Genomic DNA, 24496 nt, shown 5'->3' with positions numbered 1-24496 from the left:
GTTTTCCGGGCTCTCAGAGGTGGCTGGTGGAGACCGGGAGGCCCGGGTCGGTGGCGACGGTGAGTTCGGAAGGCTCTGTGCCGCCGGCGATCACGTGGGCGCCGAGGGTGGCGATCATGACGCCGTTGTCGGTGCACAGGCGCGGTTTCGGGACGCGCAGGGTGATACCGGCCGCGGTGCAGCGTTCCTCGGCCATCGAGCGAATGCGAGAGTTGGCGGTCGCGCCGCCGCCGAGCACCAGGGTATCGACGCCGATGTCCTGGACCGCGCGCACCGCCTTCATGGTGAGAACGTCCGCCACGGCCTCCTGGAAGGACGCTGCGATATCGGGGATGGGCAGTTCGCGGCCTTCCCGTTGCGCCGCTTCGACATAGCGGGCGACGGCGGTCTTGAGGCCGGAGAAGGAGAAGTCGTAGCGCGGGTCGCGAGGGCCGGTCATGCCACGCGGGAAGGCAATGGCGGCCGGATCGCCCTCGGTGGCAATGGAATCCAGCACCGGGCCGCCCGGGTAGCCGAGGCCGAGCAGGCGGGCCACCTTGTCGAAGGCCTCGCCGGCGGCGTCGTCGACGGTGCTGCCCAGTTCGGTGATGGGGTGGGCGAGATCGGTGACCTGCAGCAGATGGGTGTGCCCGCCGGACACCAGCAGCGCGACCGCCGGTGGCATCGGCCCATGCTCGAGGGTGTCCACGGCGACGTGCCCGCCCAGATGGTTGAGCGCGTAGAACGGGATATCCCAGGCCGCCGCATAGGCTTTCGCGGCCGCCACGCCCACCAGCAACGCGCCCGCGAGACCGGGGCCGATGGTGACGGCGAGGGCGTCGGGCTTGCTGATGCCGGCCGTGGCCAGCGCCCGGCGCATGGCGGGCACGATGGCCTCGAGGTGCGCGCGGGAGGCGATCTCGGGCACCACGCCACCGAAGCGGGCGTGCTGATCGACGCTGGAGGCGACCTCGTCGGCGAGCAGTTCGCAGCTGCCGTCGGGCAGTCGGCGCACGATGCCGACTCCCGTTTCGTCGCAGGAGCTTTCGATACCCATGACGATCATGACGAGACCTCGGCGTCGGTGGTGAATCCGTCCTGCGGGAAGCCGGCCATGGCGGGCCGGCGCATGGTGTACGCGTCGGCGCCGCTGGGCTGGTAGTAGTTCTTGCGCAAGCCGATGATGTGGAAGCCGTGCTTCTCGTACAGCGTGATGGCGGGCGCGTTGTCGGTGCGGACCTCGAGGAACACCGGTCCGCCGCGGCGGCCGGCCTCCAGCAGCAGCGCCTCCAGCAACAGGGTGCCGACGCCGCGCCGGTGCCGGGCGGGGTCGACGCCGATGGTGTGGACCTCGGCCTCCGGATGTTCGGCGGTGCCCAGCAGCGCGATGCCCGCGTAGCCGATCATGCGGCCGTCTGCGTCGCGCGCGGTGATGTAGCGGTTGTGCGGTCCGGCCAGCTCCGACAGGAACGAAACCTCGTGCCAGGGATCGTCCTCCGGGAACAGCACCTGCTCGAGTTCGGCACAGCGGGAGACGTCGGCAGGCCGCATCGGTTCGATGCGGATGGTCATCGGCCCACCTGCGCGTAACTCTTCTCGACGGCGTCGGGGCGGCGCAGGTACATCGGCACCAGTGGCGCGGGCACGGCCCCGGCCAGGATGTCGGCGGCGGCGCAGTGCACCAGGCCCGCCGGGGAGGGCGTCTCGACCGGCAGCACCGGCAGATCGAAATAGTCGACGTGCGAGGCGGATCCGGCGATCACGGTGGCGCCGGCCTGATCCAGATCGGCGGGCTTGCTCACCTCGGGCCCCTCGGACCGGGTCAGGATACGGCCCCCGGCCTCGGTGCGGTAGCGCGCCCAGTACACCTCGCGGCGGCGGGCGTCGGTGACGACCAGCAGCTCGATCGGGTCGGCGGTCTCGCGCAGATAGCTCTCGGTGTCGGCGGCGACGGCGTCCAGGCTGCACACCCCGTACACCGGAACGCCCAGCGCGTCACCGAAGGCGGCCGCGGTGGCCATGCCGACGCGCAGTCCGGTGAACGGCCCCGGCCCGACACCGGCCACGACCGCGGCGATATCGGCACGGGAGCGCCCGGATTCGGCGAGGCAGGCCAGAATCTGCGGGGTCAGCACCTCGTTGTGCGCGCGAGCGTCCACGGTCACCTTGGCGGTGATCGTGGTGATGCGCGGTGCGTTCGACCCGGGTTGCGCCGGTTCCAGTTCCACCAGTCCCGCTGTGACGGCAGGGGTCGCGGTGTCGACAGCCAATATCAGCATGATTGCCTTTACGATACCGGGTGGTACAGCCCACTCGGCGTGGTGTCTGCCTGCGGGAACCTACCGGCGGATCCGGAAGTTCCGGCCGGCGTCAATTCGCGGCGACCCATTCCCATTCGGCGGTACGCACATCGGACTCGGGTTCGCGGCGCAGCTGCACGCGCAAATGACGATCGGTGAGGTGTTCGGCCACGCCCAGACCCCATTCGACGACCACCACGGCATGATCGAGATCGGTGTCCAGATCGAGGGCGTCGAGTTCGTCGAGGTCGCCGCCGAGCCGGTAGGCGTCCACGTGCACCAGCGCGACCGCGCCCGGGTGCGTTCCGGCGCGGTGCTGGCGGGCGATGATGAAAGTCGGTGAGCTGACCCGTCCTTCGACGCCCAGCCCGGCAGCGATGCCACGGGTGAGCGCGGTCTTGCCCGCGCCCAGCGGGCCGTCGAGGATGACGAGATCCCCGGCGTGCAGTTGTTCGGCGAGCTCGCGGCCCAGCGCCTCGGTGTCCTCGACGGTGGCGAGCATGCGGTGATCGGTCACCGGTCACCGCCGATGTGGGTGCGGACGACGCGGCCGCGCGGATAGCAGACGATCTCGTAGTTGATGGTGCCGAGGGCGTCGGCCCACTCCTGGGCGTGCGGTTCGCCGGGCGCGCCGCCGAACAGGACCGCGGTGTCGCCCGCCCGGACCCCGGCTTCGTTCTCGCCCAGGTTCACCACGATCTGGTCCATGCAGACCCGGCCGATCTGCGGGTAGCGGACCCCGCCCAGCGCCACCGAGAACCGGCCGCCGAGCGGGCGCGGCACGCCGTCGGCGTAGCCGGCCGGGACGAGGGCGACGGTGGTGTCGCGGTCGGCGACCCACTGATGGCCGTAGGAGACGCCCTCCCCCGCGGCGACCCGCTTCACGCGGAGTACCCGGGCGCGGAAGGTCATGGCCGGGCGCAGACCGAAATCGGAGAGCTCCGGGATGGGTGACAGGCCGTACACGGCGATACCGGGACGCACCATGTCGAAGGCGAGGTCCGGACGGGTCAGTGCGGCAGCGGAATTCGCCAGGTGCGCGAGTTCCGGCTGCAGGCCGTGTTCCTTGGCGGTGGCGATGAATTCCAGGAAGCGTTCGCGCTGCAGGTCGTTGACCGGATGGCGCGGCTCGTCGGCGAGCGCGAGGTGGGAGAAGATGGCGCGGAATCGCGCGGTGCCCGCCTCGACGAGTTGCCCGAGCAAGCCGAGCACTTCCGGGAATTCGGCGGCGGGGATGCCGTTGCGATTGAGCCCGGTGTCCACCTTGAGACTGACGGTGGCGGTCCGGCCGAGCTGCCGGGCCGCCGCCGCCACGCCCTCGAGCTGTGCGAGCGCGGAGACGCCGATCTCGATGTCGGCGGCGATGGCGCTCGCGTAGTCGGCGTCGGAGGTGTTGAGCCAGCACAGGATCGGCGCGGCGATGCCCGCCGCCCGCAGCCGCACCGCCTCGTCGACGGTGGTGGTGCCGAGTTCCCGCGCGCCCGCGGCCAGGGCCGCCCGCGCCACCTCGGCGGCACCGTGGTTGTACCCGTCCGCCTTGACGACGACCATGACCGCGGCGTCTCCGGCGTGCTCGACCAGGATGCGCACATTGTGGGCGATGGCGTCCAGGTCGACGAGGGCTTCCACCTGTGGGTCGGGCTTGTTCACGACCTCGATACTGCCATCACGACCACGGAGATTCGGATCACACCCGAATCCCGGCGGGCTGTGCGGGCAGGGCGGCCAGCGCCGCGGTGAGCGCCTCGCGGCTTGCCGGGAGCAGCGGAAGTCGCACGTCAGGGGTCGGGATACGGCCCTGCGCGGCCAGAACCGCCTTCACCACAACAGGATTGGGTTCGGTGAACAGGGCGGCGGCCAGCGGCGCCAGACGGTTGCCGAGTTCGCGGCCGGACTCCAGTTCGCCCCGGCGCCAGGCCGCGACCAGCTCGGCGTAGGCGGCGGGTGCCACATTGGCGCAGGCGAGAATCGCGCCCGAGGCGCCGAGCGCGAGCAGCGGGGCCGCGTACAGATCGTCACCCGCCAGCACCGCGGTGTGCTCGGGCACGCGGGACAGGAACGAGATCGTGGTGTCGTCGATGCCGCCCGCTGTGTATTTGAAGCCGGCCACATTCGGCAGTTCGGCCAGGCGCAGGAGAGTGTCGGCGCTGAGGGTCAGGGCCGTGCGGTACGGGATGTGGTAGATCAGCACCGGCACGGGGCTGGTGGCGGCGAGAGTCCGGAAGTGTTCCACCACACCGGCTTCCGAGGGACGCAGGTAGTAGGGGACGACGGCGAGGGCGGCGGTGGCGCGCGGGTCGAGGGCGGCGAGGGCGCGCGCCGCGTCGAGGGTGGTGTTGGAGCCCGCGCCGACGATGAGGGCGGCGGCGCGCTCGCGGCAGACGGTCGCGCAGATGTCGATGACCCGCGCTTGTTCGTCCGCGGTCAGGGTGGCGGGTTCGCCGGTGGTGCCGAGCGCGACCAGACCCGCCGCACCCGCGTCGAGGGCCTCGTGGGCGAGCGCTGCCAGGGCGTCGGCGGCCACGTCGCCGTCGGCGGTGAAGGGCGTGACCAAGGGCACGTACAGGCCGGTGAATGTCATACGACCAGCGTGATCGACACCCGGATTCAGGTCAATTTCACGTTTCTTCGCCCGAGCATAAGATCAACTGATGCTGGATGTCCGCCGACTGCGCCTGCTCCGCGAACTGGCGCACCGCACCACCATCGCCGCGGTCGCCGAAGCGCTGACCTACACGCCCTCAGCGGTGTCCCAGCAGCTGACCGCGCTGGAGCGGGAGGCCGGGGTGCCGCTGCTGGAACGGACCGGGCGCAGCGTCACCCTCACGCCGGCGGCGCTGCGGCTGGTCGAGCACACCGAGACCATCCTGGCCGTGCTGGAGCAGGCCACCGCCGAACTGGCCTCCGCCCGGGACGAACTCACGGGCACCCTGCGGATCGGCGCGTTCCCGACCGCCGTGCACACCATCGTGTCCCCCGCGCTGGTGGCGCTCAGCCGCGACCATCCGCGGCTGGAACTCCTTGTCACCGAACTGGATCCGGCCGCCGCCCCCGCCGCGCTGCGGGCCGAGACACTGGACGTCGCGCTGCTGCAGGAGTACGACTACGTTCCCCTCGCCACGGAACCCGGCCTCGACACCGAGCCCCTGTTCGAGGAGACCATCCACCTGGCCGCACTCCACCCCGGACCGCTGGCCGCACAGGCCGATTCGCCGTGGATCGCGGGCACTCCCGGCACCCTCTGCCACGAGATGACGGTCCGCGCCTGTCTCGCCGCCGGATTCACCCCGCGCATCCGCCACCATGCCGACGACTTCGGCACCGTACTGGCACTCGTCGCCGCGGGCCAGGGCGTAGCACTCGTCCCCGACCTCGGCGCCCGCTCGACACCCCCCGGCGTCACCCTCACCGCCCTGCCGGCCCGCCGCCACACCCACCTCGCCTACCGCCGCGGCACCGGCACCCACCCGATCGTCACCGCCGCACGCACCGCCCTCCGCGCCGCCGCTACCGGCACTGCCGAGTGAAGTCGTGGCCGGAGGGTCAGGCGGCGAGCTCGCGGAGGGTGCCGATGGCCTCGCGGACGTGGGAGAGCAAGGGGGAGGCGGAGATCGGGGCTCCAGCGGAAGTAGTGGCGTGGGCCGCGAGATTGGCGGCCAGGGAGTGGGCGCGGGCGGCGGCCGCGGCGGCCCAGGACGGGTGGAGGCCGCGGGCCAGGAGAGCGCCGATGATGCCGGAGAGGACGTCACCGGAGCCGGCGGTGGCGGCCCATGAGCCCCCCGCCTCGTTGACGAAGACCGGGACGCCGGGGCCCGCGATCAGGGTGGCGCGGCCCTTCAAAAGCACTGTCACCTGCCAGGATTCGGCGAGTTTGCGGACGGCGGCGACACGGTCGGGGCCGGGTTCGGCGCCGGTCAGGCGGGCGAATTCGCCGGCGTGCGGGGTGAGGAGGGTCGGGGCGGCGCGGCCGGTGACGAGACCGGGTTCGGCGGCGAGCAAGGTGAGGCCGTCGGCGTCGACCACCACGGGCAGATCGGTGGCGAGGATCTCGGCCAGCCGGTCGTGGGCGGCGGCGTCGGTGCCCGCGCCCGGGCCGAAGACCCAGGACTGGACCCGCCCGGTCGCGGAAATGGTCTCGGCGGCAATCACTTCCGGGAAATGGGCGAGGACCTGTTCCGCGCCGGTGCCCGCGTAGCGCACCATGCCCGAGGCGGCGGCGATCGCGCCGCCCGTGCACAATACGGCAGCACCCGGGTAGGTGGCGCTGCCCGCGCAGACGCCGGTCACGCCCTGGGTGTACTTGTCGTCGGCGGGGCCGGGGACCGGCCAGCCCGCGCCGGCCGCCCGCGGCTCCAGCGCGATCAGCGCCGCCTCGGGCAGCCGTAATCCGATGGGCACCAGCTCGATTCGGCCGCAGTGCGACGCGGCGAGCGCGTGCACCGGCTTCAACGCGCCGAAGGTCACGGTGACGTCCGCACGGACCGCCGGGCCGGTCACTGCCCCCGTATCGGGATCGACGCCGGAGGGCAGGTCGACCGCGATGATCGGGCAGCGCACGCCCGCAACCAGTTCCGCGGCCACCGGTCGCAGCGGGCCACGGCCGGAGATGCCGACGATGCCGTCCACCACCAGATCCGGCGCGCCGAGCGGGCTCGAATTCGGTTCCCGCAGCTCCTCGGCGGTGGCGGTGACCGCGACGGCCCGGCCGCCCGTCCGGCGCAGTGCCGCCAGGCCCGCCGCGTGGGCGCGCTCCGGCGCCAGCAGGAGCGCCCGCACCGCGACGCCACGCCGGCGCAGGAACGAGCCCGCCCACAGCGCGTCGCCGCCATTGTCGCCGGACCCGACCAGCAGCGTCACCGCGCGACCGGCCACGCCCCCGGTCCGTTCCCGCAGTTCCCGCGCCACCACGTCGGCAAGGCCGAAGGCGGCCCGTCGCATGGGCATGCCCTCGGGAACCCTGGTGAAGAGCTCGGCCTCCGCGGCCCGGACCTCGTCGACCGTGTAGTACCCGCGCACCGCCGGTGCGGTCATCGTCGCCTCCCGGATGTGATTGCCTGGCGTGAAGGACACTACGCCGCCGGAATCGCCGTGCAGGTCAGCGCGGGTGCCCGCGAAGTGTCCGCGGTGGGCGAGTACTAACCTGGCTGGCATGTCGATCCGTCGCCAGTCGTCTTCGCGTGTCCTGCTTCTCGTCGCCGTCGTGGCCGGAGCGCTGGTGGCCGGGGGCTGCTCGTCGGACAACTCGAAGAGCGCGGCCACCTCCACCACGGCCGCTCCGGCGTCCTCCGCCGCGGCCACCTCCACCGGTCCGGCCGCGGCCGCCGCGGTCACCGTCGAGGTGAAGGACATGAAGTTCTCCCCCGCCGACATCACCGTCAAGGCCGGGGACACGGTCAGCTGGAAGTTCGACGACAAGGCCCCGCACGCCGTGCAGGGCATCGGCGATGTCGCGCTGGGCATCAACAGCCCGATCATCCACAAGGGCGAGTGGAGCCACACCTTCACCACACCCGGCACCTACCGCTACCTGTGCCCGCTGCACCCCGATATGAAGGGCACCGTCACCGTCCAGTAGACGGACACCCCTCGACACGGGAATGCCCGCAACCCGGATCCGGGCTGCGGGCATCTGTCGTCCAGGGACTATTCGACCGTGACCGACTTCGCCAGGTTGCGGGGCTTGTCGACGTCGTAGCCGCGGGCCTGCGCCACCTCGGCGGCGAAGATCTGCAGCGGCACCGTGGCCAGCAGCGGCTGATACAGCGTTGGGGCCGAAGGGATTTCGATCAAATAGTCGGCGAACGGGCGCACGGTGTCGTCGCCCTCCTCGGCGATGACGATGGTGCGCGCGCCGCGGGCCTGGATCTCGCGGATATTGCTGAGCAGCTTGGAGTGCAGGACCGCGCGGCCCTTCGGGGACGGCATGACCACGAAGACCGGCAGCCCGTCCTCGATGAGTGCGATCGGACCGTGCTTGAGCTCGCCCGCCGCGAAACCCTCGGCGTGCATGTACGCCAATTCCTTGAGTTTCAGCGCGCCCTCCAGCGCGACGGGGTAGCCGACATGCCGGCCCAGGAACAACACCGTCGGGACATGCGCGAACTGGCGGGCGATCTCGCGCACCCGATCCGCCGACTCCAGCACCTGGGCAACGAGTTTCGGCATCGACTCCAGTTCGGCGAACTCGCGGGCCACCTCGTCCGGATACTTGGTGCCGCGCGCCTGCGCCAGCGCCAGGCCGACCAGGTAGTTGGCGGTGATCTGGGCCAGGAACGCCTTGGTCGAGGCCACGCCGATCTCCGGTCCGGTCCGGGTGTAGAGCACGGCGTCGGACTCGCGCGGGATCTGCGCGCCATTGGTATTGCAGATGGCCAGGACTCGCGCCTTCTGCTCCTTGGCGTGGCGCACGGCCTCCAGTGTGTCGGCGGTCTCGCCGGACTGGGAGATGGCGACCACCAGGGTGGAGCGGTCCAGAACCGGGTCGCGGTAACGGAATTCGCTGGCCAGCTCGACCTCGACGGGCAGCCGGGTCCAGTGCTCGATGGCGTATTTGGCCAGCAGGCCCGCGTGATACGAACTGCCGCAGGCGACCACGAACACCTTGTCGAACTCGCGCAGTTCCTGATCGGCCAGCCGCTGCTCGTCCAGGATGATCCGGCCGCCCGCGTAATGGCCGATGAGGGTGTCCGCGACGCCGGCGGGCTGCTCCTGAATCTCCTTCAGCATGAAGTAGTCGTGGCCGCCCTTCTCGGCGGCGGCCAGATCCCAGTCGATGGTGAACGGCCGGAACCGGACACCCTCGGTGTCGCCGGCGAAGTCGGTGACCCGGTAACCGTCGGCGGTGATGACCACCGCCTGATCCTGGCCGAGTTCGACTGCCTCCCGGGTGTGTTCGATGAAGGCGGTCACGTCGGAGGCGATGAACATCTCGCCCTGGCCGACACCCACCACCAGCGGGGTCGAGCGGCGGGCGGCCACGATCGTGCCCGGGTGGTCGGCGTGCGAGAAGACCAGGGTGAACGCGCCCTCCAGACGGCGCACCACCGCGAGCGCGGAGGCCACGAAATCACCAGCGGTGTCGCCGGTCGCGTAGGCGCGGGCCACCAGGTGCACCGCCACCTCGGTGTCGGTGTCACTGCACAGCTCGACCCCCGCCCCCTCCAGCTCACGGCGCAGCGGGGCGAAGTTCTCGATGATGCCGTTGTGCACCACCGCGACCCGGCCGGTGTCATCGCGATGCGGGTGCGCATTGCGGTCGGTCGGCGCGCCGTGTGTGGCCCAGCGGGTGTGCCCCATGCCGGTCGATCCGGCGAAACGATCGCGGCCGGTCTCGGCGAGCTCCGCCTCCAGATTGGCCAGACGTCCCGCCTTGCGCTCCACCGCGAGGCCGCCCGCGCCGTTCAGGATCGCCACTCCCGCGGAGTCGTAACCTCGATATTCCATGCGGCGCAACGCATCGACCACCACGCCGAGCGCATCCCGGTACCCCACATACCCAACGATTCCGCACATGGGCCCCTAGCCTAACGGGATAGCCGTGATCGATGAATCCGAGTCGATGTCCGGCCGGGCGAAGCAGCGCCCAATCTGCCCTCCGCTTCGCTCCGGGCGGGCTCGCGGCCCCGAGGTCTCGCTTCGTCCCTCCGCCGCTTCGTTCCTCCGCTCCAAGGCGGAGGTCCATCAAAAGCCGCGGTCCAGAATCGAGACGGCCGCGATCCTTTGGGTGGGCTCAAAGCATCTCATCCGAATTCCGGCTAAGTTCTACACCGTGTCGGCGTCTGTGAAATCGCTTCTGAGCACTCTGACCCTGCGTGGCCCGCACGAGGTGCTGCGCGGGAATCTCGGCATCGCCGGGCTGCCCGGTGTGGTGTACACACCCGGGAAGGGGCTCAACCTGCCCGCGGTGGCGTTCGGGCACGGGTGGCTGACCGGGGTGGGCAACTATCGCCGGCTGCTGGAGCATCTGGCCTCCTGGGGCTATGTGGCCGCGGCGCCCGACACCGAGCGCGGACCGATTCCGTCGCATCTGAACCTGGCCACCGATCTGCTGACCACCCTGGACATCTGCGCCGGGGTGCGGCTGGGCGCGGGCAATATCAGCGTGGATCCGAAGAAGCTGACGCTGGCCGGGCACGGCATGGGGGCGGGCGCGGCCGTCATCGCCGCCTCCCAGCGTGATGTCGCCGCCGTCGCGGCCCTGTACCCGTCCCCCACCGCGCCCTCCGCCGAGGCCCTGGCCCCCAAGATCGACGCCCCGGCCCTGATCCTGGCCGGCGCCACCGACATCGCCTCGGTCAGCTCCGACGCCATCCCGCTGGCCTCCGCCTGGGGCGAGGGCGCCATCCTGCGCTCTCTCGACAAGGCCGGCCACAACGGCATGGTCGAGGGCCGCCGCGCCCTGGCCGCACTCGGCGCCGGCAAGCACGAGCCCAAGACCGAACGCCTCACCCGAGCCCTCCTCGTCGGCTACCTGAATTACACCGTCCTGGGCGACAAGAAGTACAAGCCCTTCGCCGACCCCGAAACCGCCATCCCCCACACCCAGCTGGTGGACCCCGACGCCATCGAGGAAGAGCCCGAACACCCCCAGAAGCTCCCGGTCCTCCAGCTCATCCAGGCGCTTCGCAAGTAGCACCGGGTACGCAGGCGACTACGACGTGGCCAGTGGCGTGGTCTCGGGGATTTCGACACCTCCCTCCGGGATCTCCATCGGCATATCCGGTTCCGCCAATGAGGGGGCGGGGGCAGCGGGCGGCGCGCCCGGCCCCGGTTGACCCGTCGCGGTGGGCGGGGCGGGATTCTCCAGCGGCTGCGGGCCCAATAGTTCGGTCGGTGTGGGCGAGGGTAAGGGACAACCGCTGACCGGTTCCGGGGTGGGATCGGGAGTGGACGGCTGGGCACACGAGGGCTTACCGTCGTCGACCGCTGGTGGCAGGGACGAAACCTGCGGCGGTGCAGGCTGATCCGGGCCGTTGTCGGGGCAGGGATCCGGCGACGGAGCGACCGCCGGGGCGGGAACCGTGCAGGTGTGGGGTTCACAGCTGGGTTGTCGAGGTGGTTCCGTATCGGGGCTCGTAGCCCCGGCCGGGTCGGGCTGGGTGTTCTTCGGCGTATCGGTCGCTTCACCACCGGCTGCCGTGGGTGGCGAGTCCGCCGGGGTCGGCGAGGTCGGTTCGGAAGCATCACCGGCGGGCTCGGTTGGGGTGTGCGCTGGGTCGCCGGTAGCCAGCGCAGGGGTGCCGTTCTGATCGAAAGACACGGTGTAGGTGTGGGTTTGGCCGGATTCGTCGGTGACGGCGAGGGTCAGATCACCATCTGGCGTGCGTTCGAGAAAGAAATGCTTTCCGGCGACGTCGAATTCGAGTCGGCCCGAGGGAAGAGCCGAGGGCGATGGGGGATCCGATTCGGACTTGGGATCGGTCTCGGTCCCCAGGTCGGCGGACGACGGTGGCGTCTGGTCGGCGAGGGAGCCGAGCTTCTCGACGGCGGCGGAAATTCCCTGCTGGAGACTGGTTTCGAGTTGATCGAGGGTGTCTTTCAGGGTCCGGGCGAATTGGTCGGACCGGGGTTGGGACGTTTCCGGGGTTCCTGCCTGTGCGGATTCCATCGGCAGCGCGGCACCTCCAGGTTCCGCGGCACCGGTCGATTGCGTGGTTGCGGCCGGTGCGGTGGCATCCGCTCCGCCGGGTGAGGTCCCCGGCGGGGCGTCGGAGGGCCGGCCCTGTGACTGGGTCCGGCGCGGGCCGGGGATGGTGTCATCGGCCGATGGTGGCGAGGACTCGGGCGCGGCCGCCGGGTACTGGGACGGCTGGGGGCGCATCGTGGGCGGAGGCGTTGTCGCGGGGCACGCCGGAGCTGGAAGAGGCTGGGGCGCAGGCATACTCGTGGCCGGACTCGTCTCGGGCTGGGGCAGCAGCGCCTGAGCTGGTTGCGGGTAGGGGTGATCGATGACCTGGGCCAGGGCCGTGACGATGGTGCGGTAATGGGATTCGAAGGTCTCGTTGGTGGCGGCGCACGCGGCGGTGAAGGCCGCGAGTTTGCGATCGACGTCGGCGCGGAAGGTGCCGGTGAGCCACGGATCGTCGGTGTCGAGCTCTTCGATATCGCCGGGGGTCTTGCCACCGATGGCGACGCGGCCCAGGCCGTCCGGAGTCGGTTCGAGCAGGGCGAGGGCGTGTTCGGCCTTGGCGAGGACTGATTGCCGGAGCGGGCCGAGGGCGGCTTCGATGGCGGTCGAGGCGGTGCGGATGGTGTCGAGATCGTCGCGCGCTCGGCGCAGTTGGGAATTCACGATGGTCAACGCCTCGCCCCCGGTGGCGCCGGTCCAAGCGGTGGGCAGAGTTTGCGCAATGGCCTGGTGGGACGACCAGCGACTCTCGGCATCCGTCAGTGCCTTGTCCAGTTCGGTTCGGGCGGTGTCGAATTCGTCGAGATCAGCACCGCGCTGCTCGTCGTAGCGGGCGCAGAGGTCAGCGAGCTCATGACCCTCCGGCGCACCGAATGCCCTGGCGTACAGAGGCAGAAAATGTTCCCAGTACTGGAGACCGGGAGCGCCGTAATCGAGAATCTGGTCGATGCTCTTGCCCACGGGGTCGAAACTCATCGACCCACCCCGGCGAGCGCGGCGGCGCGTTCACGGTCCAGGCGCGCGTATTCGGCGGCGGCACGGTCGAATACCTCGGCGGTGGCGGAGGCGGCCGCACCCCAGTACCGCAGGCAGGCGGCCGCACGCTCGAACCCCTGATGCACCGCGATGCCCTGTGCGGAGTAGTTGCGCCCGGCTTCGTCCCGGCCGATGCCGAACGCGTTGTCACCGACAGCGCGAGCATGCTGCCCCAGCGCCGCCGCGTTGTCGCGCAAGGTGGTGGCCCCGGCGCGCAGAGCCGCGATGCGCACGCCGAAATCCCCGGATTCACTCACTGCTCCCCCTCGAATCCCGATGCCGTGAAACCCCCGCCGCCCCGGCTATTTGCCGCCGAGGTGTCCTTCGTCCATGCGCACCCATTCGGTGGTGCCGTCCGGATTGTGGTGGAACTCCCAGCCCGAGTAATCCCCGCCGCTGTCCACCACGGTCACATGATCGGCGTACCCGTCGTGATCGAGATCCGTCCACACCTGCATGGCGTGCTCGGTGGTCGTGGTCACCGTATCCAGCAGACCGTCACCATCGAGATCCTGTGTGGGGTGTGCTAACTCGACCGCCCCGAGCCCTCCGAGCTCGGTATGCGCGTCGAGATCCGGCAACTCCAACCCCGGCAGATCACCCGATGTGACCATGATGTGCACTCCTCCGCTGTGACGTGCCTCTCATCCTGTCACTCCGGGAGATCCCGTGCAGCACCTTGATTCGGATTGTGGATAACTCCGGCACATGTGAACACCGCCCACTCCACGCGTGCGAGGCGGAACATCGGCCGACGACTCACTTCTTCGGGATCAGGATCCACAGAGCGATGTAGATGAGGAACTGCGGGCCGGGGAGCAGGCAGGACAGGACGAACAGGGCGCGGATGAGGTTGGCGTTCCAGCCGAAGTATTCGGCGAGGCCGCCGCACACGCCGCCGATCCAGCTGTCGGTGCTGGACCGGGTCAGTCGCTTGGGGGCGGGGGTAGGAAACTGTGTGGTCATGTCTCCACTGTGCCGAGTTCGATCTCGGCGCACATCGGTCGCGTGCCCCATTCCGACCCTGAACTTTCCGAGGGCCGGAGTCAGGGTGTCACCCCGAGCACGGCAGAATCGCCCAGGTGAGCACCACTCTGCATGCGCGCGGCCTGGCCGCCGGACACGGTGAGCGGATTCTGTTCTCCGACCTGGATCTGATCCTCGCCCCGGGCGATGTGATCGGGCTGGTCGGGGTGAACGGGGCCGGCAAGTCCACCCTGCTGCGCATGCTCGCCGACGGTGACGCCCACGAGGGCGAGATCGTGCTGAGCCCGCCCGACGCCACCGTCGGCTACCTCGCCCAGGAGCCCGAACGCATCGCGGGCGAGACCGTGCTCGAATTCCTGCGCCGCCGAACGGGTGTGGCCGCCGCCCAGCGCACCATGGACGCGGCCGCCGAGCGCCTCGCGGACGGCGGCGAGGACGAATACTCGCCCGCCCTGGAGCGCTGGCTCGCCCTCGGCGGCGCGGACCTGGAACAGCGCGCAGAGGAGGTGGCCGCGGATCTCGGGCTGGCCGTGAGCCTCCCGCACGGCCTCGACACCCCGATGACGGTGCTCTCCGGAGGTCAGGCGGCCCGCGCCGGGCTGGCCTCGGTCCTGTTGTCGCGCTTCGACATCCTGCTGCTCGACGAGCCGACCAATGACCTCGACCTCGACGGCCTGGCCCGGCTCGAGCAGTTCGTGACCGGCGTCCGCGAGCCCCTCATGGTGATCAGCCATGACCGGGAGTTCTTGGCGCGCACCGTGAATCGCATCGTGGAACTGGATCTCGCTCAGCAGCAGGTCGGTGTCTACGACGGCGGCTACGAGTCCTATCTGGAGGAGCGGGCAATCGCCCGCCGCCATTCCCGCGAGGCCTACGACGAGTTCGCCGACACCAAGGCCGGGCTGGAAGCGCGGGCCAATATGCAGCGCAACTGGATGGAACACGGCGTGCGCAACGCCCGCCGCAAGTCGAAGGCGGACTCCGACAAGATGGGTCGCAAGGCCCGCGCGGAATCCACCGAGAAGCAGGCGTCCAAGGTCAAGCAGACGCTCAAGCGCATCGAACGCCTGGACGCGGTGGAGGAACCTCGCAAGGAATGGGAGCTGCGCATGTCCATCGCCGCCGCGCCCCGCAGCGGTTCGGTGGTCGCCACCCTGTCCGCCGCCTGCGTGACCCGCGGCGACTTCACCCTGGGACCGGTGACGGTGCAGGTGGATTGGGGTGACCGCATCGTCCTGACAGGCGCCAACGGCTCCGGCAAGTCCACCCTGCTGTCCCTGCTGCTGGGAAAGACGAAGCCGGACAACGGATCAGCGGCCCTCGGCTCGGGCGTCGCCATCGGCGAGGTCGATCAGGCCCGCGGCCTGTTCCGCGGAAGCGGCACCCTCGCGGACACTTTCAGCGCCGAGATCCCCGACTGGAACGAATCCGACGTCCGCACCCTGCTCGCCAAGTTCGGCTTGCGCGGCCCACATGTGCTGCGCCCCAACGACACTCTCTCCCCCGGCGAGCGCACCCGTGCCGCCCTGGCCCTGCTCCAGGCCCGCGGCGTGAACCTGCTGGTCCTGGACGAGCCCACCAACCACCTGGACCTGCCCGCCATCGAGCAGCTGGAGCAGGCGGTCGAGTCCTTCGAGGGCACGGTCCTGCTGGTCACCCACGACCGCCGCATGCTCGACAATGTCCGGGCCACCCGCCGCTGGCACATGGACGGCGGGCGGCTCACCGAGACGCTCTGATCAGACGGCGGCGACCAGTTTGGCGAGATTGTCGGCCAGGTCGTGCGCCTGGGTCGGGTCGGTCGCCTCCACCATGACGCGGACCAGCTGTTCGGTTCCACTGGGGCGCAGCAGGATTCGGCCGGTGTCGCCCAGCAGGCGCTCGGCCTCGGCGACGGCCTCCAGCACCGACGGCGCGACCGCGACCGCCGCCTTGTCGGAGACCGGGACGTTCACCAGCACCTGCGGGACGGTCCGCACGATGCTCGCCAATTCCGCCAGGCCGCGGCCGGTCTCGGCCATGCGGGCCATCAGCTTCAGGCCGGTCAGGACACCGTCGCCGGTGGTGCCGAAGCGGGGGAAGACCACATGGCCGGACTGCTCGCCGCCCAGGGTGTAGCCGCCCGCGCGCAGATCCTCGAGGACGTAGCGGTCGCCGACGGCGGTGGTGCGCATGGTGATTCCGGCCTCGCGCATGGCGATGTGCAGTCCGAGATTGCTCATGACGGTGGCGACCAGGGTGTTCTGCACGAGTTCGCCGGAGTCCCGCATGGCCAGGGCGAGGATGGCCATGATGGCGTCGCCGTCGACGATCGTGCCGGTGGCGTCCACGGCCAGGCAGCGGTCGGCGTCGCCGTCGTGGGCGAGGCCCAGATCCGCGCCGTGCTCGCGGACGGCACGCTGGATCTGCTCCAGATGCGTGGAGCCGCAACCGTCATTGATGTTCAGGCCGTCGGGTTCGGCATTGATGGCGATGACCGTCGCGCCCGCCTCGCGGTAGGCGGTCGGCCCGACCTCGGAGGCCGCGCCGTGCGCGCAGTCCACCACCACGGTGAGCCCGCGCAGATCGCGGCCGGTGGCCTGGACCAGGTGCTCGACGTAGCGTTCGTGGGTGCCCTCCAGGCTGTACCGGTCGTGCACGTCGAAGACGTGGCCGCCCAGCCCGGTGTTGCCCAGCACGCGGCCGATGCCGGCGCCGGTGGGCCGGGTGTAGGTTCCCTCGGCCATGAGCGCCTCGATGCGGTCCTCGACGGCGTCGTCCAGCTTGTGCCCGCCCGCGGCGAAGATCTTGATGCCGTTGTCCGGCATGGGATTGTGCGAGGCGGAGATCATGACGCCGAGGCAGGCGTCGTACAGGCCGGTCAGATACGCGACCGCCGGCGTCGGCAGCACGCCGACCGACAGCACGTCCACGCCCGCCGAGGTCAGGCCGGCGGTGACCGCGGCCTCCAGCATCTCGCCGCTGGCCCGCGGATCACGACCCACGACGGCCAGCGCGCGCTTCTTCCCCCGGCTCAGAACCTGCGCGGCTGCGGCCGAGATCCGCAGCGCCAACTCCGGACTCAGCGATTCGTTGGCGAGCCCGCGCACACCGTCGGTGCCGAACAAACGTCCCATTACCTCAACACCCCTGCCGGTAGGTCGATACAGCACGAGAGCAGGCTTCCGGCCCTCTCCAGGACTCTCGCATGTCGCCGCGTTCCGCGGCGACATGCGTCCAGGAAATAAGGGGCAACGGTTGTGAAAACCGTTGCTGGGAGCCTGCTCTCGTACAGGTTGCCGTGTTGACCGTACCGTGCCCGGCCCCCATGAGGGCCGGGCACGATAGAGCCGTACGGCGCAATATCAGCGCTTCGAGTACTGAGGCGCCTTGCGGGCCTTCTTGAGGCCGTACTTCTTGCGCTCGGTGGCACGCGGGTCACGGGTCAGGAAGCCGGCACGCTTGAGGGCGGGACGGTCGTCCGGGGTGACCTCGATGAGGGCACGCGCGATGGCCAGGCGCAGGGCGCCGGCCTGACCCGACGGGCCGCCGCCGACGAGACGAGCGTGGATGTCGAAGGTCTCGGTGCGCTCGACGGTGACGAGCGGGGACTTCACCAGCTGCTGGTGCACCTTGTTCGGGAAGTAGTCCTCGATGGTGCGGCCGTTCAGCACGAAGTTGCCGGAACCCGGCACCAGACGCACGCGGACCACGGCCTCCTTGCGGCGGCCGACGGTCTGCACCGGGCGGTCGATGACGACCGGGGCGGAGAAGGTCTCGGTGTACTCGGCCTCGGCCTCGTAACCGTCACCCTCCTCGACGACCTCCACGGCGGTGTCCTCGACGACGTAGTCGTCGTTGAATTCCTCAGGAGCGGTCACTGGGCCACCTGCTTGATCTCGAAGGGGATGGGCTGCTGGGCGGCGTGCGGGTGGTTCGGGCCCGCGTAGACCTTCAGCTTGCGAATGATCTGGTTGCCCAGCTTGTTCTTCGGGATCATGCCCTTGACGGCACGCTCGACCAGACGGTCGGGGCGGGTGTCCAGAATCTGGCCCACGGTACGGCCCTTCAGACCACCCGGGTGACCGGAGTGGGTGTAGAGGACCTTGTCGTCGCGCTTGTTGCCCGAGACGGCGACCTTGTCGGCGTTGATGATGATGACGAAATCGCCACCATCGACGTTCGGCGCGTAGGTCGGCTTGGTCTTGCCGCGCAGCAGGTTCGCAGCCTGCACGGAAAGACGGCCGAGCACTACGTCAGTGGCGTCGATGACGTACCACTTGCGGGTCACGTCACCGCCCTTGGGGCTGTACGTAGGCACAGTGCATCCCTGTCTGTCGTAGGTTTTGCCAGCACAAGCGTGAGGTCGAGCTGATTCCCGGCGGCCGGTGGAGACCCGGGGCTCGTGCGCCGATCGGTTTCCCGGCCGGACCGCACGCCAGCGAGCAACCTTACCAGCGGGGGTAGGCGCACCTCGAATCCGGTCCCGGCGGGCAATCGGACCACAGATCTCGAGTGAGTTACATCACCCAATAACCGGAATAGGTTCCTCCGCTACGGGCATTGTCACAGACGAACGGCAACCGTCGTCACGGTTGATCACTCGCTCTGCCAATGGAGGCCGCCATGGCGATCACCATTCCGTCGTACCACCCGCGGGCGGCCGCGATGCGCCGGATCCTGCTCACCGTGGTGACCGGCAGCCTGGTCTTCCTCATCCCCTGGATCGCGTATCTATCGGTCAGCCTGCCGTCCGAACGGCAGGTGGATCAATGGGATATCGCCTGGGTCGGATTCGACTTCGCGCTGGTCGGGGCGATCGGCATGACCGCGTGGACGGCCTGGCGGCGACGGCAGATCTTCATTCCGTGGGCGATGGTCACCGGCACCCTGCTCATCTGCGACGCCTGGTTCGACATCGTCCTCGACTGGAACACCCCGGATCTGTGGTTCGCGGTGCTCTCGGCGGTCGTCGGCGAGCTGCCGCTGGCCGCGCTGCTGTTCTACGCGGCCCGCCGGCTGCTGCGGCTCACCGTCGAACGCGCCTGGGCGCTGACCGGTCACACCGGACCCGCGCCCCGCGTGTCCCGGGTCGAGCTGCTGACCGTCACCAACTGGCTGCGGCTCGACGACCTCGAACCGAACGGATCAGATGTGCAGGGGCGGACCCGGATCGACCCCGCGCGCGGGGCCGGGAATGGTGTAGCGCAGCGTGTCGATGCCGAAGCGTAAGCAGTCCTGATCCCGGGGATCACCGATGGTGGCGATGCCCGCGTGCGGGATCCCGGAGACGAACGGGGTCAGGGCGCAGGATTCGTTGACCGGGCGCACCTGCCCGCCGCCGTTCTGAATCACGGTGTCGCCGGGCGTGGTTGAGGCGACCGGGTCGGCCCGCTGGCCGGAGTGCGCGCCCAGGAGCGACAGCGCCGCCGCGCCGACGATGATCGGCGCGCCGAAGGGCTTGCGCATCTTGTTCCACAGCTTGCCCTTGCGCTGTTTGCGCTCGCCCTCGGAGCCGGATTCCGAATCCGACTGCCCAGCCGCATCTTCCGGCGTTTGCGGATTCGATCCACGGGCCCCCGTCGACATCGACCCACCGTACATCGAGCCGGACTGGCCAGGGGCATTTCCACCGGATCCAGCAAAACTCCCGCGACCCGAACCGGACGTATCTCCCTCGGGCCCATAGGGACCGGACGGGTAGCCGCCCGTGTTGTATCCGCCCTGCTGCCCGTAGCCGCCGGAGCCGTATCCGCCCTGACCGTACTGCCCGCCGGCGCCGTGCTGCGGCCCGTACTGACCACCGGCCCCCGGCTGCGCGCCGCCCGGACCATAGCCGCCCTGGGCGGCAGTCTCGGAGCCGGGAGCATTCGCCGAACCGTAGCCGGCACTACCCGGATAGCCCGACGACCCGGCGCCCGGCCCGGACTGGGCGGAACCGTAGGAACCGCCGGGCCCGTACGCGCCGCCCTGCTGTCCACCGGACTGGCTGTAGCCGGGCTGCCCGCCCTGGCCGTAGCCGCCCTGGCCGTAACCGTACGAACCCTGTTGCGCGCCCGCGGAACCCGATCCGTACCCGCCGTCGGCGGGCGCGACGGGCTGACCCAACCGCTGCTGCCCCGGCCCGGCGCCCTGCTCACCCGGGCCCATGACCGTGGTCATCTGATCGTCCGCGGGCGAACCCGGCGGCCGCATGAACCGGCCGCCCACGCCCTCCAACCCGGGTGGCAACGTGCCGCGCGCCGCGGCCTGCGGCCCGGTGGCCGGGCCCTCCGCGCCCAGCGGAACCCCTTGCCCCGCATCGCCACCCGGCGACTGCCCCGGGGCCTCGTGCCGGCCCTGACCGGCCGCGGCCTGTGCGGTGAGCCGCGCGACCTCCTCGGCCGTCATGCGCTGGGTCAGGCCCCCGGGCTTGGTCGGAGCCGGCCCGCCGGCGCCCTGCGCGACGGGATCGACGACGGGCTGCGAGCCCGTCCCGGCTGCCCGCGCGGCGTTGGCGGCGGCCGCCATGGCCGCGGCCTCCTCGGCGGTGATCCGGACGGTCGCGCCGGCCGGATCGTCGCCCGAGTGATCCGGCGCGGCGGCCGGGTCGACGGCGGGTTGCGGGCCGGTGCCGCGCCCGGAATCCGGCCGCTGCGTGGCGGATTCGGGTGCGGGCGGTGAATCCATGTGCCGGGGAATCAATTCCGGCTGGTGGGCCAGCGGTTCGGGCTGGCGCTGCAGGGGCTGCCCGGCGGCCGGGCCACCGGTGACATGACGCGGACCCTGTTCGATCGGGCGCGCCTCCGCGCCCGCCCGCTGCGGCGCGACGGGCGGGCGGTCGTAGGCCGGGTCGCCCTCGCTGTCGGCCACCAGCAGATGCGTCGCGCCCAGGACCAGGGCGTGCATCGGGTGATCGGCGACCTGGAAGCGGTGGCCGAGATGGTTCTGGAAGGCCAGGCGCAGCGCGTCGTTGAAGCACACATTGCCGGTGAGCAGCACCGTCGAGGTGTCGGCATTGATGGCGCGGGCGGCGGCCATCACCTCGATGACCACATTGTCGGCGGCGTGGGCCTCGTGCAGCGCCTCGGCGGTGATGCCGACGCTGACCGACTCGGTGGGCTGATCGTCATTGCCGTGGACGGCCACCACCAGGCATTCACGGCCGTCGGAGTAGACGCCGACCGCGCCGACCGCAGGACCGCGGCCGGGTGCGCGCACCAGACCGAGGGCGCGCACATAGCCGGAGAGCGCGACCGATTCGGGCAGCGGCTCGGCGGGCACGCCGAGTTGCTCGACCAGCCGCACGAATTCGTCGACCTTGGGGTCGGGCCATTCGTCGGGGAAGGGCAGCGCGAGCACATCCGGCGTCCCGCCCAGGTGCTCGACGATGGCCGCGAGGGGATTGTGCATGCGGGCCCGGAAAACCAGTTCGGCCGGCCAGGTCGCCCCGGCCACCACGATCTGCGGGTGCCCGATGATGTCGCGCACGTCGGAGATGGCGATGCCGACGTCGGGACGCCGATCCACGCCGGCGGTGTGCAGCCGGCCGGACGAATCCGCCAGCAGGTATGCGGGCGGTGTGTATGTGCTTTCGACCTGGACCGGGCGGATGGGCGAACCGCCGCCACCGGCGGCAACCGACACCACGTCCCAGCCGAGATGCACTGCCCCAACTCGAGCCGTCACAGCCATCAGTCTGCCTGCTCGTCTCGCCGCGCGCGCGACCGAATCCACACTTCGCACCCCTGCCTGCGCGAATGGCCGATCACGCCGCCGACTTCTTCAAGCGCAGTCGCGACCAGGTGAACAGGGCGAGCAGCACGGCGATACCGGCCAGCACGGACACATCCAGTGCCCAGGCGCCGACCGTGTGCTTCCAGAAGTGATCCTGCTGCGCCGCGGCCGAGGCCGACAGATCCGGAAGATCGACCGTGGACGCGCCCGCGGAATAGCCCCAGCGCGACGGGAACAACCAGGAAATCTGGTCCAGCACAACGCGGCCCGTCACCGGGATCATGCCGCCGGCCATCACCAGCTGCGCCATGATGATCACCACCAGCAGCGGCATCACCTGCTCGTTGGATTTGGCCAGCGCCGACAGCGCCAGGCCGAGCACCACACAGGTCACCGCGGTCAGGGCGACATCGAGGTAGAGCTCCGCGGGGCCGTAAGGGATCACCGCGCCCTTGCTCGGCGGCTTCTTGACCGCCAGCACGATGCCGATCATCACGGCCGACTGCAGCAGCGCCGCAAGGCTGAAGACGACGACCTTCGACATCAGGTATGCGCCGGAACGCAATCCGACGGCGCGCTCGCGGTGGTAGATGGCCCGCTCGCCGACCAGGTCACGCACGGTCAGCGTGGCGCCCATGAAGCACGCGCCGAGGATGAGCACCACCAGCAGCTGCTGGGCCTCGCCATTGTTCGCGCGCACGAAGCTGCCGTCGGGCGCCTGCACGAAGCCGACCGACTCGAATCCGCTCTTGCCCTGCACGACCAGCGACAGGCCGCCCAGCACGAACGGCAGGATGGCGAGGAACGCCAGATAGCCGCGGTCGGCGAAGATGAGCCGCAGCTGGCGTCGCGACAGCGTCGAGAACTGTTTGAGCGGACTGGATTTCGGCGCCTTCGCCCGCTCCACCGGTTTGACCGGCGCGGGCGGCTCCGCGAAGGCTTGGCGGGAGCGGAAATTCGCGAAGGCCCCATCCGGATCTGCGGCCACGCGCCCGAAGATCTCGGCCCAGTCGGCGGTCCCCATGATGTGCCCGACACTGCCCGGGTGCCCGCAGAAGGCGGTCTTGCCGCCGGGCGCGAGCAGCAGCACCTGATCGCACATGTCCAGGCAGGCCACCGAGTGGGTGACCACGATGACGGTGCGCCCGGCGTCGGCCAGTTCCCGCAGCATGGTCATGACCTGGCGGTCCAGCGCCGGGTCCAGGCCCGAGGTGGGCTCGTCCAGGATGAGCAGCGAGGGACCGGTGAGCAGCTCCATGGCCACCGAGGCGCGCTTGCGCTGACCGCCGGAGAGCCGGTCCACGCGGGTGTCGGCGTGCTGGGTGAGCGAAAGCTCCTTCAGCACATCGGCGATCACCTGCTGGCGGTCGGCCTTGCTGGTGTCCGGCGGCAGCCGCAGCTGGGCGGCGAAGTTGAGCGCCTGCTTGACGGTCAGCTGCCGGTGCAGCACGTCGTCCTGGGGCACCATGCCGATTCGGGAGCGCAGCGCCTCGTACTCGGCGTGCAGGTTGCGGCCCTCGAAGGTGACCACGCCCGCGGACGGATGCGTCGTTCCCGCAATGAGTTTCGACAACGTCGACTTGCCGGCGCCGGAGGGGCCGATGAGGGCGGTCAGCGAACCGCGCCCGGCCTGCATGTTCACATCGATGAGCAGTTGCTTGTTGCCCTCGACGGTGAACGAGACGCCGTGCACGTGCAGTCCCTGCTCGGCGACCGGCCGCTGGCGATGAACCAGCGTGCCCTCCTGCACGACGAAGTCGATGTTACCGATGGTGACGATGTCGCGTTCGCGCAGCAGCGTCCGCTGTTCGCGGCGGCCGTTGACGAAGGTGCCGTTGGCCGACCCCAGGTCCTCGAGGGCCAGGCCCTGCTGGTCCGGCACCAGACGGGCGTGCCGGCGCGAGGCCATCGGGTCGTTGACCACGATCTGGTTGTCGCTGGTGCGGCCGATGTTCAGGCCGTCGCGCGGAATTCGGTCGGCGCGCGCGATGGCGGCGGTCGAGGCGCGGGCGCGAACCGGCGGCAACGCGGAGGTGGTCGCCTTGGTGGTCATGTTGATGGCGTCGCCGGTCGCGGGCGGCGTATTCACCGGCGGGCGAGGCACATTCGGCGTCGCGGAGGTAGCGGCGGGCGGATTCTGCCGCTGCGGCACGGGATTCGGCTGCTGATGCGGTGCCGGAGTCTGCTGCTGGGGCCCGGACATCGGCCGGTTCATGTTCGGCCGCTGCGCGAGATTCGGGTTGGGCTGGACCGGGTTCGGCCAGGACTGCTGCGGATTCGGCTGCTGCACCGGCGGGCGCTGCGCGAAGGGCTGCACCAGCGGCTGCTGGGCATGCGGTGGCTGCTGGACCGGCTGCGGCCGAGCGGCCTGCGGCATCGGCCGGGACGGCGGCCGATTCGGCGGCGGCATCATGCCCGGGCGCTGCTGTTGCTGCGGTTGCGGCGGCGTCCCCCCGGCCCGGCCGGTCTGTGGCAACAGGTGCAGCAGCGGCCCGCTGATGGCATCGCCGAGCCGCACCTGGGTGGGCCGGTTGATGACCAATGGCGTGGTCAGGCGGCGGGCGTCCACGAAGACGCCGTTGGTGCTGCCGTTGTCGCTGAGCATCCACGACCCGGCCTCGTAGCTGAGCGTCGCGTGCACCCGGGACACCAGCGGGCTGTCGACGAACAGCATCACCTCCGGCGCCCTGCCCATGGTGATCTGCTGGGTCGCGTCGAAGACCCGATCGGTTCCTTCATGACGCACGGTGATCTGCTGCGCCCCCGGTGAAGACATGGCTGGATAATAAGCGAAGCCCCCGGAGTCCGGCGTTGCGCTCATCGGCCGCAAGCCCGATAACGGGACTGAGATCGAATCGGCCTGCGAGGGAGT

At 70.3% G+C, this 24496-nt stretch carries 22 protein-coding genes; 5 read left to right on the top strand and 17 right to left on the bottom strand.

Features of this window, described 5'->3' with window-relative positions:
* Positions 1-13 precede the first annotated feature (13 nt).
* From tsaD to dapA, 6 genes are all read right to left on the bottom strand, one after another.
* Positions 14-1045, bottom strand: coding sequence for a tRNA (adenosine(37)-N6)-threonylcarbamoyltransferase complex transferase subunit TsaD (gene tsaD / locus ON33_RS04790; RefSeq protein ID WP_040855533.1), 1032 nt, complete (start codon positions 1043-1045; stop codon positions 14-16).
* Positions 1042-1551, bottom strand: coding sequence for a ribosomal protein S18-alanine N-acetyltransferase (gene rimI, locus ON33_RS04785; RefSeq protein WP_051151636.1), 510 nt, complete (start codon positions 1549-1551; stop codon positions 1042-1044). The genes tsaD and rimI overlap by 4 nt, the downstream gene beginning before the upstream one ends.
* Positions 1548-2258: a tRNA (adenosine(37)-N6)-threonylcarbamoyltransferase complex dimerization subunit type 1 TsaB gene (tsaB, locus tag ON33_RS04780; protein ID WP_040855532.1), complete on the bottom strand. Its 711-nt coding sequence runs from the start codon at positions 2256-2258 to the stop codon at positions 1548-1550. The genes rimI and tsaB overlap by 4 nt, the downstream gene beginning before the upstream one ends.
* A 91-nt stretch (positions 2259-2349) precedes the next feature.
* A complete protein-coding gene (tsaE, locus tag ON33_RS04775) occupies positions 2350-2781 on the bottom strand; it encodes a tRNA (adenosine(37)-N6)-threonylcarbamoyltransferase complex ATPase subunit type 1 TsaE (protein ID WP_051151647.1) in 432 nt (143 codons plus the stop codon).
* Between the two features lie 11 nt (positions 2782-2792).
* Positions 2793-3929: an alanine racemase gene (gene alr, locus ON33_RS04770; protein WP_306307503.1), complete on the bottom strand. Its 1137-nt coding sequence runs from the start codon at positions 3927-3929 to the stop codon at positions 2793-2795.
* Positions 3930-3966: 37 nt separating this feature from the next.
* Positions 3967-4860 carry a 4-hydroxy-tetrahydrodipicolinate synthase gene (gene dapA / locus ON33_RS04765; protein WP_040855526.1) on the bottom strand — a complete coding sequence of 298 codons (894 nt, stop codon included), beginning with the start codon at positions 4858-4860 and terminating at the stop codon, positions 3967-3969.
* Positions 4861-4930: 70 nt separating this feature from the next.
* Here dapA and ON33_RS04760 point away from each other — a divergent pair, with 70 nt between their 5' ends.
* Positions 4931-5806: a LysR family transcriptional regulator gene (locus ON33_RS04760; RefSeq protein ID WP_040855524.1), complete on the top strand. Its 876-nt coding sequence runs from the start codon at positions 4931-4933 to the stop codon at positions 5804-5806.
* A 16-nt stretch (positions 5807-5822) separates the two neighbouring features.
* Here the strand turns inward: ON33_RS04760 and ON33_RS04755 are convergent, their stop codons facing one another.
* Positions 5823-7295, bottom strand: coding sequence for an NAD(P)H-hydrate dehydratase (locus ON33_RS04755; RefSeq protein ID WP_040855639.1), 1473 nt, complete (start codon positions 7293-7295; stop codon positions 5823-5825).
* A 133-nt stretch (positions 7296-7428) separates the two neighbouring features.
* On the opposite strand from ON33_RS04755, the gene ON33_RS04750 reads away from it, so the two are divergent.
* A complete protein-coding gene (locus tag ON33_RS04750; protein WP_040855521.1) occupies positions 7429-7854 on the top strand; it encodes a cupredoxin domain-containing protein in 426 nt (141 codons plus the stop codon).
* 68 nt (positions 7855-7922) lie between these two features.
* On the opposite strand, the gene glmS is transcribed toward ON33_RS04750, so the two are convergent.
* Positions 7923-9791, bottom strand: a complete 1869-nt coding sequence (gene glmS / locus ON33_RS04745; RefSeq protein ID WP_040855520.1) for a glutamine--fructose-6-phosphate transaminase (isomerizing) — start codon at positions 9789-9791, stop codon at positions 7923-7925.
* Between the two features lie 256 nt (positions 9792-10047).
* Between glmS and ON33_RS04740 the strand changes: the two genes are divergently transcribed.
* Positions 10048-10911 (top strand): dienelactone hydrolase family protein, encoded by an 864-nt coding sequence (locus ON33_RS04740; RefSeq protein WP_040855637.1) that lies wholly within the window; start codon positions 10048-10050, stop codon positions 10909-10911.
* A gap of 18 nt (positions 10912-10929) precedes the next feature.
* On the opposite strand, the gene ON33_RS04735 is transcribed toward ON33_RS04740, so the two are convergent.
* The 4 genes from ON33_RS04735 to ON33_RS04720 form a co-directional block, all read right to left on the bottom strand.
* Entirely contained in the window at positions 10930-12882 is a 1953-nt protein-coding gene (locus ON33_RS04735; RefSeq protein WP_157184412.1) for a hypothetical protein, read from the bottom strand.
* Positions 12879-13199, bottom strand: coding sequence for a hypothetical protein (locus ON33_RS04730; RefSeq protein WP_040855515.1), 321 nt, complete (start codon positions 13197-13199; stop codon positions 12879-12881). Before ON33_RS04730 ends, ON33_RS04735 begins: the two co-directional genes overlap by 4 nt.
* Positions 13200-13244: 45 nt before the next feature.
* Positions 13245-13556 (bottom strand): DUF6802 family protein, encoded by a 312-nt coding sequence (locus ON33_RS04725; RefSeq protein ID WP_040855634.1) that lies wholly within the window; start codon positions 13554-13556, stop codon positions 13245-13247.
* Positions 13557-13701: 145 nt separating this feature from the next.
* A complete protein-coding gene (locus ON33_RS04720) occupies positions 13702-13908 on the bottom strand; it encodes a PspC domain-containing protein (RefSeq protein WP_040855513.1) in 207 nt (68 codons plus the stop codon).
* Between the two features lie 116 nt (positions 13909-14024).
* Between ON33_RS04720 and ON33_RS04715 the strand changes: the two genes are divergently transcribed.
* Positions 14025-15668 (top strand): ABC-F family ATP-binding cassette domain-containing protein, encoded by a 1644-nt coding sequence (locus ON33_RS04715; RefSeq protein ID WP_040855510.1) that lies wholly within the window; start codon positions 14025-14027, stop codon positions 15666-15668.
* Here ON33_RS04715 and glmM read toward each other — a convergent pair whose 3' ends face one another.
* From glmM to rplM, 3 genes are all read right to left on the bottom strand, one after another.
* A complete protein-coding gene (glmM, locus tag ON33_RS04710) occupies positions 15669-17045 on the bottom strand; it encodes a phosphoglucosamine mutase (protein ID WP_040855507.1) in 1377 nt (458 codons plus the stop codon).
* A gap of 228 nt (positions 17046-17273) precedes the next feature.
* The gene (gene rpsI / locus ON33_RS04705; protein ID WP_040855504.1) at positions 17274-17789 is read right to left on the bottom strand and encodes a 30S ribosomal protein S9; all 516 of its coding nucleotides are present in this window, start codon (positions 17787-17789) and stop codon (positions 17274-17276) included.
* Positions 17786-18229, bottom strand: coding sequence for a 50S ribosomal protein L13 (gene rplM, locus ON33_RS04700; RefSeq protein ID WP_033086000.1), 444 nt, complete (start codon positions 18227-18229; stop codon positions 17786-17788). The genes rpsI and rplM overlap by 4 nt, the downstream gene beginning before the upstream one ends.
* 305 nt (positions 18230-18534) lie before the next feature.
* Between rplM and ON33_RS04695 the strand changes: the two genes are divergently transcribed.
* A complete protein-coding gene (locus tag ON33_RS04695) occupies positions 18535-19140 on the top strand; it encodes a hypothetical protein (protein ID WP_157184411.1) in 606 nt (201 codons plus the stop codon).
* Here ON33_RS04695 and ON33_RS43060 read toward each other — a convergent pair.
* Positions 19057-21576, bottom strand: a complete 2520-nt coding sequence (locus tag ON33_RS43060) for a hypothetical protein (protein ID WP_245550302.1) — start codon at positions 21574-21576, stop codon at positions 19057-19059. The two genes, ON33_RS04695 and ON33_RS43060, sit on opposite strands and share 84 nt — an antisense overlap.
* A gap of 79 nt (positions 21577-21655) precedes the next feature.
* A complete protein-coding gene (locus ON33_RS04680) occupies positions 21656-24400 on the bottom strand; it encodes an ATP-binding cassette domain-containing protein (protein WP_040855502.1) in 2745 nt (914 codons plus the stop codon).
* Between the last annotated feature and the right edge of the window lie 96 nt (positions 24401-24496).

Origin of the sequence: Nocardia niigatensis NBRC 100131 (assembly GCF_000308655.1) — a bacterium.
GTDB classification, from domain to species: Bacteria; Actinomycetota; Actinomycetes; order Mycobacteriales; family Mycobacteriaceae; genus Nocardia; species Nocardia niigatensis.
This window is presented reverse-complemented; position numbering and strand designations above follow the sequence as displayed.

What these genes read in the sequence shown, in the direction of transcription:
- ON33_RS04735 (WP_157184412.1), bottom strand. Translation starts at nt 12,882, where the DNA reads ATGAGTTTCGACCCCGTGGGCAAGAGCATCGACCAGATTCTCGATTAC.
- rimI (WP_051151636.1), bottom strand. Translation starts at nt 1,551, where the DNA reads ATGACCATCCGCATCGAACCGATGCGGCCTGCCGACGTCTCCCGCTGT.
- tsaD (WP_040855533.1), bottom strand. Translation starts at nt 1,045, where the DNA reads ATGATCGTCATGGGTATCGAAAGCTCCTGCGACGAAACGGGAGTCGGC.
- ON33_RS04680 (WP_040855502.1), bottom strand. Translation starts at nt 24,400, where the DNA reads ATGTCTTCACCGGGGGCGCAGCAGATCACCGTGCGTCATGAAGGAACC.
- glmS (WP_040855520.1), bottom strand. Translation starts at nt 9,791, where the DNA reads ATGTGCGGAATCGTTGGGTATGTGGGGTACCGGGATGCGCTCGGCGTG.
- ON33_RS04760 (WP_040855524.1), top strand. Translation starts at nt 4,931, where the DNA reads ATGCTGGATGTCCGCCGACTGCGCCTGCTCCGCGAACTGGCGCACCGC.
- ON33_RS04725 (WP_040855634.1), bottom strand. Translation starts at nt 13,556, where the DNA reads ATGGTCACATCGGGTGATCTGCCGGGGTTGGAGTTGCCGGATCTCGAC.
- glmM (WP_040855507.1), bottom strand. Translation starts at nt 17,045, where the DNA reads ATGGGACGTTTGTTCGGCACCGACGGTGTGCGCGGGCTCGCCAACGAA.
- ON33_RS04695 (WP_157184411.1), top strand. Translation starts at nt 18,535, where the DNA reads ATGGCGATCACCATTCCGTCGTACCACCCGCGGGCGGCCGCGATGCGC.
- tsaE (WP_051151647.1), bottom strand. Translation starts at nt 2,781, where the DNA reads ATGCTCGCCACCGTCGAGGACACCGAGGCGCTGGGCCGCGAGCTCGCC.
- tsaB (WP_040855532.1), bottom strand. Translation starts at nt 2,258, where the DNA reads ATGCTGATATTGGCTGTCGACACCGCGACCCCTGCCGTCACAGCGGGA.
- ON33_RS04750 (WP_040855521.1), top strand. Translation starts at nt 7,429, where the DNA reads ATGTCGATCCGTCGCCAGTCGTCTTCGCGTGTCCTGCTTCTCGTCGCC.
- dapA (WP_040855526.1), bottom strand. Translation starts at nt 4,860, where the DNA reads ATGACATTCACCGGCCTGTACGTGCCCTTGGTCACGCCCTTCACCGCC.
- ON33_RS04720 (WP_040855513.1), bottom strand. Translation starts at nt 13,908, where the DNA reads ATGACCACACAGTTTCCTACCCCCGCCCCCAAGCGACTGACCCGGTCC.